Here is a 13,478-nt window from a genome sequence, read left to right as displayed (position 1 = left end):
GCACGACTGGAACTTCAGCCTTGTTGCAAGATAGCGTACCGGTTGAATTGCCATTCAGTCTGGCATTTGAAGGTCCGGTAGCCGGCACGCTAACGGATGCAAATGGTCAGGGTACCGGCTTCACGGGAGTGATTCCTTATTCGGGTACACGCCTGCCGGCAGATGGCAGCCCTTCTGACAATAGTTTGCCCGCGTATGAAGCGTCCAGGCTCACGATTGGAAGTGGCCGTCTAAGCCTGTTGACAAACAAGGGAATTGATTACCTGACAAATAATAACCAGTTGAACGTGCTGGTCGTCAAGGTGGATTCCGAAAGGAAGTTGCAAATTGACGTTACCCTGGTAAACCCCTTTTACGGGACGGCTTCGCAACAGGCAGGCATTTGGTTCGGGCTGGACGATAAGACCTTCCTGAAACTGGTTGCCCGGGGAAACCGGGTAGAACTGCGAAGGGAGATCAATGATGCTTCCAGTGGTATTGCTGGTACCCTGAATCCGGACCAGCGTCTTACCCCGTTTATCAACGGCCTTCAAAATCAGTTGCTTCGCCTGCGCCTGGTGATTGACCCGGTGGCCAGTACTGCAGAAGGGTTCTACTCCATTGATGGGATCAATTACACCAACGCTGGTTCCGTTTACACTCAGCCGGCGTTGAGTACGGCAGGTATGGGCTTACATGCTAGTACCGCGTTTGCCGGCATTTATGCGACCCATCGCAGCGGGACTACACCCGTCACTTTCCGTTTTGATGATTTTGAGATCCGGCAGCTTGCCACCCAGCTTCCGGTTTGGGATGTGAAGGTTAACTTCCAGGATCCGCAAACGATTCCTCCTGCCGGATGGCTACGTGATTACGGACAGCCATTCGGCCCCCGTATGGGGGCTTACCAGGGCGACAGCCTTTCCTTTGGCTGGAAAAGGCGCTCTGACGCGAGCCCGCTGGATCTTTCCACCGGTGGTACGGCCGGGAATGGCCGGAACCGGGGCATACCGCAGGACGTACTCCTTGCCACGCTGATGCATATGCAGGGAGATGACGTGCAAGGTAATTTCAACGGCACCCCGGTGGAAGGATATTGGGAAATACAGGTGTTGAACGGCGTTTATGATGTAACTCTTTCCGCGGGTGACGCCGATGTGGGAAGCAGTCCTGAAGTCCATTCACTGAACGTAGAAGGCGTAAATGCCATTCCTGCATTTACACCGGCGGGCGCCGAGGGGAGTATCACCCGTTTTAAGTCGGCCACCGTAAGAGTTAACGTCAATGATGGATTCCTGACGATTACCGCCGACGGCGGAACCAATACCAAGATCAATTCGGCGCGCATTATGCGGGTGTCCGTGCCGCCGGAAGAGGAAAGGCCCTACGTGATCTCTTCCACACCTTCTGACGGCGCTACGGATGTCAGCCTGAACACCGTAAGTATCGCCGCCAATCACTTGCATGTGCCGGTGGTTCCGGGATATCCGGGAGGGGTGGACAATTCTACCATCACCAGTACAAGCGTCTTCCTGACCAAATCTACTGCTTCCGGAGAAGTTCCGGTAACAGGGGTGCCGCAAGGTACCGGTGGGGGAGATGCAATAAGTTTTACACCGGCTGATGGCCTCGAACCCAATACGGTTTATACCTTTACGATAACAGATGAAGTAAAATCTTACAGTGGAGCATCGTTTATTCCCTTTGAGGCAACCTTTGCTACGGAGGGAACGCCCCCTGATACCGGCAATAACCTGGACGCGGTCTTTACGCAGATTTCCCTGCAACAAACGCAAAATAAAAAATATTCCTCCCTGGCCTTTGGCCCCGATGGAAAACTATATGCTTTACGCCTTGACGGCGTTATTGAAAGGTATACCGTAAACCATGCCGATGGCTCCCTTTCAGGTCAGCAAGTGATAAACACACTGGTTAATGAATATGGGGTGCGCTCCGCTGTCGGATTGGCTTTTGACCCGCAGGCAACGGCGGCGAACCCGGTGGTTTGGATATCCCATTCTTACGCAGGGCTTGATCTTGCCCCGGATTTCAGCGGGAATATTTCGCGGCTAAGCGGCAGCAATCTGCAGAACGAACAATTGATGGTAACTCATCTTCCCCGTTCGAAAAAAGACCATATGACCAACAGCCTTGCCTTCGGTCCTGACGGAGCATTGTATATATCCCAGGGCGGGAATAGCTCGATGGGGGCCTATGATCCCTCCTGGCAGCGGAATGAAAGCCTGCTGGCGGCGGCGGTGCTACGGCTTGACCTTCAAAAGCTGGCATCTGCTACCTTGCCTCTTGATGTCCAGACGACAGCCAACCAGGCTGTGATAAATGGCGCCCCGGCTGGCTCGATGACGATGTCAGACGGTACGTATAATCCTTACGGTACGGCTTCTCCGCTGACAATCTACGCTTCAGGAGTGAGGAATGCGTACGACCTTTTATGGCATACGAACGGACAACTCTATGTTCCGGTAAACGGATCGGGAGGCGGCGGCAACACGCCTGCTTCGGTACCTGGTACCCGCCGGCCCGACGGTAGTTTTTACAGCGGACCGGCGATTCCCGGAACGGCCGATGTGAGGGTGCAAAATGACTGGCTGCTGCGGATAAATCCTGAAAAAGAAGTTGGTTATTTTGGCCATCCTAATCCACTTAGAGGGGAATACGTAGCGAACAGGGGCTACGTCGATAATCCGCTTTACCCCGCGAGCGTCGTTCCGGATATCAATTACCGAAGCCCTGCTTTTAATTTCGAAACAAATAAATCGCCGAACGGCGTTATCGAGTATAAAAGTGAAACGTTCAACGGCGCACTAAAGGGAAAACTCCTGGTATGCAGGTTCAGTGGGGGCGGCGATATTATGGTACTGGAACCAGGATCAATGGTGCCCGATCCTTCCGCTGCACAGGGTAATGACATCGTTTTCGATATTATCAGGGCGACCGCCGGGTCCGGTGATCACGGCTTAGTAGGAATGTCCGGTTTTGCCAATCCCCTGGATATCGTAGAAGATACAGTGAACGGAAACTTATACGTCATCGAGTTCAACTGGAATAATACTCCTGGTTTAACTGCCGGTATTACCTTGCTGAAGGCCGGGGATGTACCGGAGACAGAACAGCAAGCCAGGATCAATTTTCAGGAAGCAGGATCAGCTATACCTTCCGGCTACACGGCGGATTCGGGATTGCCCTTTAATGAAAGCAGGGGCTTTGGCTGGATAGATCCGCAAACCGGGCAGCCAAAGGATCATACCGCAAGCATGAGAACCCGTGCGGGAACCGATTCTCTTCAGCTCCGTAGCTTGGCTCATATGCAAGCGACGACTGGCGGGCAAAGTCCCGGCAGCTGGGAATTTGCCATGGATTCTGGCTGGTACAGTGTTACTATCAGCGCCGGGGATCCCGATTATTTTAACAGTACTCACCAAATAAACGTGGAAGGTGTTCCGGCTGTTACGGGCTTTGTTCCGAACTCCGGCGATAAATACCGGCGTGCAACGGTGATAGTCCGGGTGGAAGACGGCCGTCTTACCCTGGATGCTTCGGGCGGCGACAACACAAAGATCAACTACGTATTAATCAGTCCGACGGAAGCGCCGGTGCTTTCAGATGCCCGGATAACCGTTCAGAACATGGATCTGTTTCCGGCGGCGGACCACCTGGTCTTTTCACGTATTCAGGTCCCATGGCGGCGCACGAACGATAACGGTACGTTTACGCCTTACAATGCCAATCACGACAAGGTAAAACTAAGGATCGCAAACGAAGGCACTGAGCCCCTTATCATAAGTGAGTTCTCCTTATCGCAGCCTGCCCGATGGAGAATTATGCCCAATACGGTCCCGGTGTCATTAGCGCCGGGAGCCTTTACGGAGATAACAATAGAATTCATAGCTGAGGACGTAAGCAGCCGGGTCAGTGTCGTCCATGACGTCCTGCAGATCTCCTCCAATGATGCGACGATGCCGCTGAAGACAGTCATGCTGCACGGTCTCTGGCAGCGCGCTGGCGAAGGCATCCGGGAACCCTATGCACAGCAAGTGATCAATGCTTTTAATTTTAAAACCAGGACAGGTTACAATTCCCATGACGGAAGCATCGACGGGGAAACGATTGTGCCAAACTCAGATGAGATTGTTTCGCCATTTTTTGAGCGAGCCGACGCAACCAAGCCGGTCTCGGTAATCCAGTTAGCCGCTTACCACGGATGCTGTGCTTCCGTTGAGTCATTCAGGTGGTATGCCAAGGGCAGCGCTTCCTTCCAGACGCTGTTTACGCATAATCCCCTTGACGGACAATCCGTATTACCAAGACTGTCCGGTTCGTCCACCGTACTTGCCAGGGGTACATTTAATCCTGCTTCAGCCTTTGGGATCAGGGTCGGGACCTCCTATACGGACAGGGAGCGGAATGCCGGTGACAAGATCGGGATCCGTATCTGGAAAGCAATAGATAGCGAAGGGAATCCTATCCCAAATGCTTACATCATGGGCGGCGATTACCTGGGTACCGATTTTACCAATTATGACTACCAGGATAACATCTATTATATCGAAAACGTACGGCCGGAAGGTGAAGCGCCTGAACTGCCTCCTGGCATCCCGGAACCCGAACCGGAAGAACCTCAGGTAGAGGAACCAGGTCAGGATAACCAGCAGGCGACAATAACTGCTTATCCAAATCCGAACAGCGGTTCTGAGGTTCGTGTCCGCGCGGAACATTTTGGCCCGTCCGAAGAAGTAACGATTGAGATCAGGGACGTTCTTGGCAGGGAAGTATACTCGCAGTCAGTAACTTCCGGCGCGGACGGCGCGGTCGAGACAACCCTTCAACCGGGTGTGGCTCTGAATACCGGAATTTATATCATCCGGGCAGGGAGCCGCTCTGGAAATGATGATTCAATATTGATAGTTTTATGAAAAAGATACGCCTTTATTTTTATACCGTGCTGGCAGTAAGTGCGCTAAGTTCCTGCGCATCTTCGAAAAAGCTTTCCTATTTTCAAAACATTCCCGAAAATAGCAAGCCGGTACCGGTAGATATTGCCGACTATATTGAGCCGGTGATCCATCCTGACGACGTCCTGGAGATCAATATCAACACGATAGATCCACAGGCTGCCGTTATGATCAATAGCCGGAACGGCGATGCGCGGACTCCTTCCCCTGCTTCAGGTTACCTCGTGGATAAGGAGGGATTTGTGGAAATTCCGGTTCTGGGAAGGGTGAAACTGGCGGGCATGTCCACCTTCGAGGCGAAAGAATACTTGCAGCAGCTGGCTTCAGAATTTTACCGGTCGCCGGTAGTTGAGGTGCGTTATACCAATTTTCGCGTGACTGTGCTGGGCGAGGTGGAAAATCCCGCATCCTATGTTATGCCGAACGAACGGGTATCCATCATCGATGCCTTAGGGTACGCAGGAGACCTGACAGTTTACGGAAAAAGAAATAACATTCTGCTGATCAGAAAGAATCCGGAAGGGGAAAACGTAGCTGTAAGAATGGATATCACCGACAAGCGGATCCTTAATTCCCCCTATTTCTACCTCAAGCAGAATGATATTGTCTATGTGGAGCCGTCCAGGACACGGCTGCTGAATTCAGACAATACTGTTCCACGATACCTGACGCTTGCTGCAACACTGGTATCGGCATACGTACTCTTAATACGATATACTTCTTTAGGGGGGAATTAAAAATGAACGCAGTAACAAGATCGGACAGAAATTCGGGGATAGCAGGCCTGCTTCGAAACATTAAATCCCATTGGTACCTGTTTATACTCGGCCTGGTTGTATTTCTTTCGCTGGCATACGCGTATACCTCTTTTGCCACAAAAGAATACATGATAGAAAGCACTATGCTGCTGCAAGACCAGCAGCCGCCCGTGGGAACGTCGGCGATGAATAATTTTGCTTCTGAGATCGGGATGTTCTCCCTTACCGACGGCAAAAGCAATATTAAAAACGAGGAGGTCATCTTAAAATCCAGGTTCCTGATGAAGCAAGTCGTACAAGACCTGGATTTGAACGTAATCGTGTTTTCCGGGTATGGGTTTGGTTCGCATGAGATCTTCCGGGAAGCGCCTTTTCAGGCTGGTATACGGAATATTGCAGTCGATTCCCTGTATCAAAGAACATACCGCGTCGAGATCACCGGCAATAATACCTGGCGGTTAAGCAGCGAAGAGGAAGAACTGACAAAGGACGTTCGTTTTGGAAGTGCCGTAAAACTTCCTCAGTATGAGCTGCTGCTGGAAAGAAAGAAGGATGTTCCGCTCGTGCCGGGGACAGTTTACAGCCTGGAAATAATTTCCGATGAGGATGCAGTAGGCCGTCTTGCCAGTAGTTATAACGTGCAGTTTTCTGACAAGTCTGTAACAACCGTCGATATGTCGCTGATATACCCCCATCCGGAAAAGGGCGAAGTGATCCTTCAGCATATCATGGATAAGTACCTGGAAAATAATATAAAGGAAAAGGTGCGAATGGCCGACAGTATGCTGGTTTTTATTAATAACCGGCTGAATGTCGTGGCGGGCGAGCTGAGCGAAGTGGAAGAAAAGTTGGAAGACTACAGGAGCAGCAATCGAATTACCGATATCAGTGAACAATCAAGGGTGCTGATAGATAACGCGAGCAACTACTACAACAAGCTCCAGGAGGCGCAGACGCAGCTGTCTATTATTAATCAGCTGGAAGGTTATCTCGGCGAGCCGGATAACAAGAGCGTGATCCCCAGTTCTCTTAGCATTCAGAATGCTTCCTTTGCGGCTTCTCTTGCTCAGTACAATTCGCTACTGCTCGAACGGGAAAAGAAAAGCCTTTCCTATACCGACGCAAATCCCGTGATCAGGAACCTGGATCAGCAGATCCAGGGAGTTCGTTCGAACTTGCTTCAGAATATAACTTCTTATAAAAAGGAACTGCAGCTCAGTACCCGGGAACTTGGCAGCGAGAATGCAGCATTTAACAGCAAGATACAGCAAGTGCCGGGTAAAGAACGTGTTTTTCTTGACTATGCCCGTCAGCAGAACCTCAAGCAGCAGTTGTACATGTACCTGCTACAGCGGTGGGAAGAGGCGGCTATTGCAAAAAATTCAAATATGCCGGGGTCAAGAATCATCGATAATGCGAAAAGTACCAGCTGGCCGGTAAAGCCCCCAAGCGGATCATTTATTTCATGGCATTTGTCATGGGCCTGATTGTTCCGCTTACCTATGTCAATTCCAAAGATTTCCTGCATTCCAGGATAAAATCCGAGTTCGACATAGAAAAGTATACCGATATTTCCATCATTGGCAAGATTGGGCGTAATACAGGTTCTTCAAACCTGGTGATCCACGAAGCATCCAATTCGCTTATCGCCGAAAGCTTCCGCAGCCTCCGGACCAACTTGCAGTTCGTGCTTAATTTTAACGCTTCCAATGTAATTATGGTTACCTCCAGTACGCATGGAGAAGGGAAGACGTTCCTTACCTGGAATCTTGGAAGTTCGCTGGCGCTGGCCGGAAAAAAAGTAGTCTTCATAGAACTTGATCTGAGGAAACCCAAATTGTCCGGAATGATGGGGATTGAATATGATCACCATGGTTATACTGATTATATTAATGAAGATCTCGACGTACAAAGCATTATTAAACCCAGCCTGTTCAACGAAAACTGTTTCATCGTCAGTTCAGGCCCGGTGCCTTTGAATCCTTCGGAATTATTGCTGAGTGAAAAACTTGGCAAACTGATCGCTTACCTCCGCAGCCGTTTCGACTATGTTATTATTGACAGTCCGCCAGTTGGCCTTGTTTCCGACGCGCTGATCATTGAAAAGTTTGCGGACATCACCATGTACGTGGCAAGGCATAACTACACGAACAAATCGCAGATTGAGATCGTGAACGAACTGAAAAGGAAGACAAAAATCCGTAATCTTTACCTGGTGGTGAATGACATTAACCTCGCCCGGGCAGGATACATCGGATATGGAAATAGCTATGTGTAGAGAGTATCCCTTCGTCCCGAAGTTTCTGAACATCATCATGCTGTTTTTCCCTTTAACGTCTTTCCTGTTAATTCCGTCAATACAGGGAACTACCATAGCTACGGTACTAAGCAGCATTCTTTTCGGCATAATTCTCATTCTGCCGCTCGGAGACGTAAAGTTCTTAATTTTAAAGGAGCTGTTTGCTTTCTTCGCTATTATACTTGCGCTGAGCTTTTGTTCACAGTTGGCAAACCTTGTTTCCGGCCTGAAACTTTCTGAGGACCTCGTACTGATCAACCGGGCAGATTACCTCGATACGTTTTACCGGTTGTCCCATATTACACAAACGCTTTACCTGATAGTAGGCTTCCTTATTTATATCCTGGTTAAATATTTTGCTGATCAGACCACACTGGAGTACGCATATTGGGGCTTGCGTCTTTTATGTTTCTACGCTCTGTATGAATTTGTTTATTATATGTTTACCGGGCATAACGGTGATTTTATGTCGAACAGAACCCTGGGGCACAATGAGCGGTCTGCTTCTCTTTTCCAAACGGTGAACCTGGGCGGAATTACTTTACTGCGGCTGAAGGGCTATACGGGTGAGCCATCTATGTTCACATTCACCGTAATGCCGTATTGGATCTTAGCGGTCGCCCTGAAGCGCCGGTTTGATATCTGGTTGTTATTGCTATGTTTGCTGCTGACATTCTCGACGACTTCCTATTTTACCATTTTTGCTTTCCTGACATTCTGGTTTTTGTATAAACGTCAATACAAGATCATCATTGCAGCGGGCTTTGCCATGGTAGCCATCGGAGTTGCCCTGCAGCTGGAGCCGTTCAGCAGCCTGTTCAAAGGTATTTATGATTTTGTATTTGCTGATAAGTTTAGCGAAGATGCAATCTCGTCCCGTGACAGGGGAAATCATTTTCAGACCCATATTTCCTATTGGGCCACCCTGGATTATTTCCATCAGCTTTTTGGAATCGGATTCGGGTACATCCGGTCAACTGACTTCTTCTCAACATTATTCCTGAATACAGGACTTATCGGATTTTTGATCTTTACCTGGTTCGTCTTTAAAAATTTCAAACGTTATATCATACCCGGGGATTTACGTATTTGTTATTGGTCGGGATTAGTAGCGGTATACATGATCATGATGGGGACCGTGCCTGAGTTTGCCTACCCTTCTCTCTGGATCTATTTAAGTATAGGATATGTCCTGGAAACAGTAAAAGAATCCTACACCCTCTCTGTAAATAATACATTCAATGAAAATAGCGCTTGTCCACGATGATATTGTAAGAAGAGGAGGCGCCGAACAAGTAGCTCTGGCTTTCCATGCTGCTTTTCCTGATGCTCCGATTTATACTCTTAGTTACAACGCCCGGGCAACCTACCCGGAATTTTCTTCCTGTAACATTAAAACCAGTTGGTTTGGACGGTACCTGAAGGACGAAGATAAGGTGAAAAGATTTTTTTTTCCTTTTGGAGTACTGGCGATGAAACAATTACATTTAAAAGGATATGATGTGGTACTTCAATCTACGACTCATTGCGCCAAGTATATAAAAACAGACCCCGGAACGCTGATTATCACGTACTGTCATACCCCTTTCCGCCTTGCATGGAGTCCGGATTCCTATGAAAAAATGATTGGATCGAACTTTATAAAAAGAACGTTGTACCAGCTGGTAACAGGCATTCTGCGGGAAATTGATATGCGTGCGGCTTCCAAAACAAAATGGTTTCTTACCAATGCGCAAGTAGTTGTGCCGAGGATAAAAGAAGCTTACAAACCCTCTAATGATATTTTCGTGATCAATCCACCGGTTAAATGCCGGAATTTCCACGTAACCGATAAGCCGGGAAACTATTACCTGGTAGTCTCCAGGTTTGAGCCGTATAAGAAAGTTGACCTTGTCATAGAAGCATTTAATGAAATGCCGGATAAGGAACTGGTCATCGTTGGAAAGGGGACCATGGAAAAACAGCTGAAGAAAATAGCCGGCAGTAACATTCGTTTTCTGAGTGGTTTGTCGTCCAGGCAGCTCGCTGAAGTGTTTGCCGGTTGTAAGGCACTAATATTTCCTCAACTGGAAGACTATGGGATAACCCCTCTTGAAGCGAATGCAGCAGGCCGTCCCGTAATAGCATACGGAAAAGGCGGAGTGATGGATACCATGATACCTGCCGCAGGCGATGCCTCAAAGGCGACAGCTGTCTTTTTTCCTGAACAAACCGTCGAGGCTTTAAAGAGTGCCATGGAAGTTTTCGAGGAATTAACATTTACTCCTGCTTTTATCCGCGCCCACGCGGAATCCTTTGACGAAAAGAACTTTGTTGACAGGATCCGGAAGTTTGTTCTTGAAAAGTACAACCTGGAAGTGGCAGACAAAGTACAATACGTTTAACAAATGAAACTGGGAAATATTTTTTTAGTAGGCGCCGCCAAAGCCGGAACCACCACCTTATACCAGGCGCTGAGCCGTCATCCCGAAATTTGTTCTCCAATCGTTAAGGAGCCAAACTATTACAGCAATCCGGGAAAAGGCCAGGATATTGTGCAGCCGGGGACTGGGCCGGGAGATAAAGCAACGGTATGGACGAATTCCTTACATAAATACCGGTCGCTTTACCGGATCAAAGACAAGCATCGTTTTATAATTGATGGTTCGGTTTCTTATTTCTACAGCAATACCGCTGCAAGCCGTATAAGGACAGATAATCCCGACGCAAGAATCATTATTATACTCCGTAACCCGGTGGACAGAGCATGGTCACATTACAAACATCTGCTACGAGATGGCCGGGAAAGTGTTTCCTTTGAGCAAGCCCTCGCTCTGGAAGACGAGCGCCAGCTAAAAGGATGGGAATTTTCCTGGCATCTCAGGAAGATGGGGCTTTACAGCGATCAGATATTACGCTACCTGGATTGTTTTGGCAGGGACAAAATACAATTCTTTCTTTTTGATGATCTGAAGACAGGCTTTAATGATGTGTTGAAATCAGCTGCCGACTTTGCAGATCTTTCTGATTTTGAATTCGATCGCGAGCCCGGCAGGGATAATATGTCTGGCCTTTCCAGAAGCAGGGCCCTGGCGAGAATGGTAAACTGGGTTGCCGGCTATAAGGTCTATATCAATAAGGTGGTTGATCCTTCGGTTACTCATTCCATGATGCAGAAATTCCGGTCTATAAATGTACGAGAGGGAGGGCTGACCCTAAATAAGGATACCAGGGATATGCTGGTTGCCTGGTTCAGGGAAGATATCGGGAAAACCGAACAACTAATCGGACGGGATTTAAGCGCGTGGAAAAACTGACATAGCTCATGAATCAACTTAACGTAAACGGCCATTTTCTGCATCAGCGCTTAACCGGGGTACAACGTTATGCCCGGGAGATATTGGCCGGGTTTGATGAAGGAGGGTACGCATACCGGATACTTAGTCCGTCAGTACCTTTTTCCTCCCATAAGGTGGGCCATCATTTTTGGGAGCAGGTGTTGCTTCCCCTTAAACAGAAAGAAAGTGCTGTATTGTGGTCTCCTACCAATACCGGACCGGTGTACGCGGACAACCATGGGATAACACTGCATGACGGGGGAGTCTTTGTTCATCCTGAGTGGTTCTCAAGTTCGTATGTACAATGGAGAAAGATGTTGATTCCCAGGATTGTAAGCCGCGCCAAGACAATTATTACAGTCTCCGAATATTCCAGGAAAGTTATTTGCCAGCATTTGAATTTAGCTCCTGAAAAAGTAAAAGTTGTTTACAATGGGATTGACCCGAAACGATTCAAGCCGGCAGACAGCGTTCGTATTAAACAGGTCCGGGCAAAATACGGACTAACTGCCCGCTATTTGCTGGCGCTTGGTTCCCTTGATCCGCGGAAGAACTTTGCGCGCCTGGTGACCGCGTGGAACAAGTATACGGAGAAGAACCCCAATGGTTATAGCCTGGCTATAGCAGGAGGAAGCAATGACAATTTCCGTAGTTTCCAGATAAACAGGTCGGATTCCATCAAACTATTAGGATACGTGGAGGAGGAGGATTTGCCGGCGCTTTATTCAGGCGCGTCCGGTTTTTTATTTCCTTCGCTTTTCGAGGGCTTCGGCCTGCCGGTTCTGGAAGCGATGGCCTGCGGAACACCGGTATTAACATCCAATACAACTGCCCTGGATGAAATAGCCGGAGATGCGGCCATCAAGGTATCTCCCGGAAGCGTTGATTCGATCTATGAAGGGCTATTGCAGTTGCTTGAGTCACAAACCCAAAGGGACATCCTGGTGAATAAGGGCTTTCAGCGTATAAAGTTATTTGATTGGAATAATGCTGCTTCTGCCATTTACCGGCACCTTATGCAGTAAAAAGAAAGCAAATGAGTGATAGAATCATTGCCGTTGTTTTCCTGCTTCTTGCCACCCTGCACCTTTCTGCCGCCGGGGAAAAAAGTCATAAAATTTCGGCGGACACAACGGACACCGGTTTTAGATTGGGAATCAGCGGACATCCTTTGAGTGCAGTCGCTTATAACGCAAATTCTTCCACTGTACGGGGAATTAACTACGACACGCAAATAAGGATGTTAAAAGACATGAGATTGACTGTTTACCGCATGGATGTTTATACCAATCCGGCGGGGAAAAGCAGAAACCATACGATGTTCCTTGAAATGCTTGCCAAGTGCAGGGAGAATGGAATTACCGTTTTGCCAATGATCTATGACCGGTGCCGTTACGACGCGGCCCCCCGCGATGCCTACCAGGAAGGATTTACTCAAATGGCAGGTTTTGCGCGGCTGTACGGCAAATACCTTAGTTATTTCGAGTTAGGTAACGAGATGGAATTGTTTGATAAGCTTCGCGTATCGGGTGATGGCCGTTCGGAAAAAAATTATGATATGCAGCGGGTGATCAGAGCCGAGCAATATATCAAAGGTATGGAGGAAGGATTGAAATCGGTAATGCCTGACGCTAAAAGCATGGTGAATACAGCCGGATTCCTGCCGGTTTTTTGGATGGACAGGATGTTCGCTGCTGCTCCCACGATTGATATATGCGCCTGGCATGTGTACCCGGAAATGCTTCCTTTATACAAATCCAGGTTTGGAATTGAAAATATTCACGCGTATTTGTATGACCGCTATAAACGCCCGATTTGGTACACGGAAACAAACAGCCGCGCGCGGAAAGATCTCACCGCCGCTCAAAATGAGGAAAGGTCGTATAAATGGCGTAAAGCCTTCACATCCGGGTGCCTGGCAGATCCAAACGTAAAAGCAGTCATTTATCATGAATTATTAGATAATCCCGAACGCGGAGGGTTGGAACATGCAAATTATGAAGAAGAACACTTTGGTTTTGTAAAATTCAACGGCTACCCGGGAAAAGACGATAAAGCTGCTTTCAAAGCTTGGAAAGCGATGCCGGACAGGTATCAAAACTGGTCTTATAGAAAGGCAGCACTTGATTTAATAGAATTTACCGATTAATAC

At 48.4% G+C, this 13,478-nt stretch carries 9 protein-coding genes; all 9 read left to right on the top strand.

Features of this window, described 5'->3' with window-relative positions:
* Positions 1 to 23 precede the first annotated feature (23 nt).
* The 9 genes from FRZ59_RS14165 to FRZ59_RS14125 are packed head-to-tail and all read left to right on the top strand — an operon-like array spanning position 24 to position 13,475.
* On the top strand, positions 24 to 4,913 hold the full coding sequence (locus FRZ59_RS14165; protein WP_158640641.1) for an Ig-like domain-containing protein: 4,890 nt from the start codon (positions 24 to 26) through the stop codon (positions 4,911 to 4,913).
* On the top strand, positions 4,910 to 5,689 hold the full coding sequence (locus tag FRZ59_RS14160; protein WP_132128477.1) for a polysaccharide biosynthesis/export family protein: 780 nt from the start codon (positions 4,910 to 4,912) through the stop codon (positions 5,687 to 5,689). The genes FRZ59_RS14165 and FRZ59_RS14160 overlap by 4 nt, the downstream gene beginning before the upstream one ends.
* A 2-nt stretch (positions 5,690 to 5,691) precedes the next feature.
* Positions 5,692 to 7,197: a GumC family protein gene (locus FRZ59_RS14155; RefSeq protein WP_147698348.1), complete on the top strand. Its 1,506-nt coding sequence runs from the start codon at positions 5,692 to 5,694 to the stop codon at positions 7,195 to 7,197.
* Positions 7,188 to 7,988, top strand: a complete 801-nt coding sequence (locus FRZ59_RS14150) for a CpsD/CapB family tyrosine-protein kinase (protein WP_158640640.1) — start codon at positions 7,188 to 7,190, stop codon at positions 7,986 to 7,988. The genes FRZ59_RS14155 and FRZ59_RS14150 overlap by 10 nt, the downstream gene beginning before the upstream one ends.
* Positions 7,933 to 9,276, top strand: coding sequence for a hypothetical protein (locus FRZ59_RS14145; RefSeq protein WP_132128475.1), 1,344 nt, complete (start codon positions 7,933 to 7,935; stop codon positions 9,274 to 9,276). Before FRZ59_RS14150 ends, FRZ59_RS14145 begins: the two co-directional genes overlap by 56 nt.
* Positions 9,251 to 10,393, top strand: a complete 1,143-nt coding sequence (locus tag FRZ59_RS14140) for a glycosyltransferase (protein ID WP_207910239.1) — start codon at positions 9,251 to 9,253, stop codon at positions 10,391 to 10,393. Before FRZ59_RS14145 ends, FRZ59_RS14140 begins: the two co-directional genes overlap by 26 nt.
* A 3-nt stretch (positions 10,394 to 10,396) precedes the next feature.
* Positions 10,397 to 11,305: a sulfotransferase family protein gene (locus FRZ59_RS14135; protein WP_132128474.1), complete on the top strand. Its 909-nt coding sequence runs from the start codon at positions 10,397 to 10,399 to the stop codon at positions 11,303 to 11,305.
* A gap of 8 nt (positions 11,306 to 11,313) precedes the next feature.
* On the top strand, positions 11,314 to 12,351 hold the full coding sequence (locus FRZ59_RS14130) for a glycosyltransferase family 4 protein (protein ID WP_132128473.1): 1,038 nt from the start codon (positions 11,314 to 11,316) through the stop codon (positions 12,349 to 12,351).
* A gap of 11 nt (positions 12,352 to 12,362) precedes the next feature.
* Positions 12,363 to 13,475, top strand: a complete 1,113-nt coding sequence (locus tag FRZ59_RS14125) for a hypothetical protein (protein ID WP_132128472.1) — start codon at positions 12,363 to 12,365, stop codon at positions 13,473 to 13,475.
* Positions 13,476 to 13,478 lie beyond the last annotated feature (3 nt).

Source organism: Anseongella ginsenosidimutans (assembly GCF_008033235.1).
GTDB classification, from domain to species: domain Bacteria; phylum Bacteroidota; class Bacteroidia; order Sphingobacteriales; family Sphingobacteriaceae; genus Anseongella; species Anseongella ginsenosidimutans.
Note: the sequence above shows the minus strand (reverse complement) of the source record. Positions and strands in the feature narration are given on the sequence as shown.

What these genes read in the sequence shown, in the direction of transcription:
- FRZ59_RS14135 (WP_132128474.1), top strand. Translation starts at nt 10,397, where the DNA reads ATGAAACTGGGAAATATTTTTTTAGTAGGCGCCGCCAAAGCCGGAACC.
- FRZ59_RS14130 (WP_132128473.1), top strand. Translation starts at nt 11,314, where the DNA reads ATGAATCAACTTAACGTAAACGGCCATTTTCTGCATCAGCGCTTAACC.
- FRZ59_RS14140 (WP_207910239.1), top strand. Translation starts at nt 9,251, where the DNA reads ATGAAAATAGCGCTTGTCCACGATGATATTGTAAGAAGAGGAGGCGCC.
- FRZ59_RS14125 (WP_132128472.1), top strand. Translation starts at nt 12,363, where the DNA reads ATGAGTGATAGAATCATTGCCGTTGTTTTCCTGCTTCTTGCCACCCTG.
- FRZ59_RS14160 (WP_132128477.1), top strand. Translation starts at nt 4,910, where the DNA reads ATGAAAAAGATACGCCTTTATTTTTATACCGTGCTGGCAGTAAGTGCG.
- FRZ59_RS14145 (WP_132128475.1), top strand. Translation starts at nt 7,933, where the DNA reads ATGACATTAACCTCGCCCGGGCAGGATACATCGGATATGGAAATAGCT.
- FRZ59_RS14150 (WP_158640640.1), top strand. Translation starts at nt 7,188, where the DNA reads ATGGGCCTGATTGTTCCGCTTACCTATGTCAATTCCAAAGATTTCCTG.
- FRZ59_RS14155 (WP_147698348.1), top strand. Translation starts at nt 5,692, where the DNA reads ATGAACGCAGTAACAAGATCGGACAGAAATTCGGGGATAGCAGGCCTG.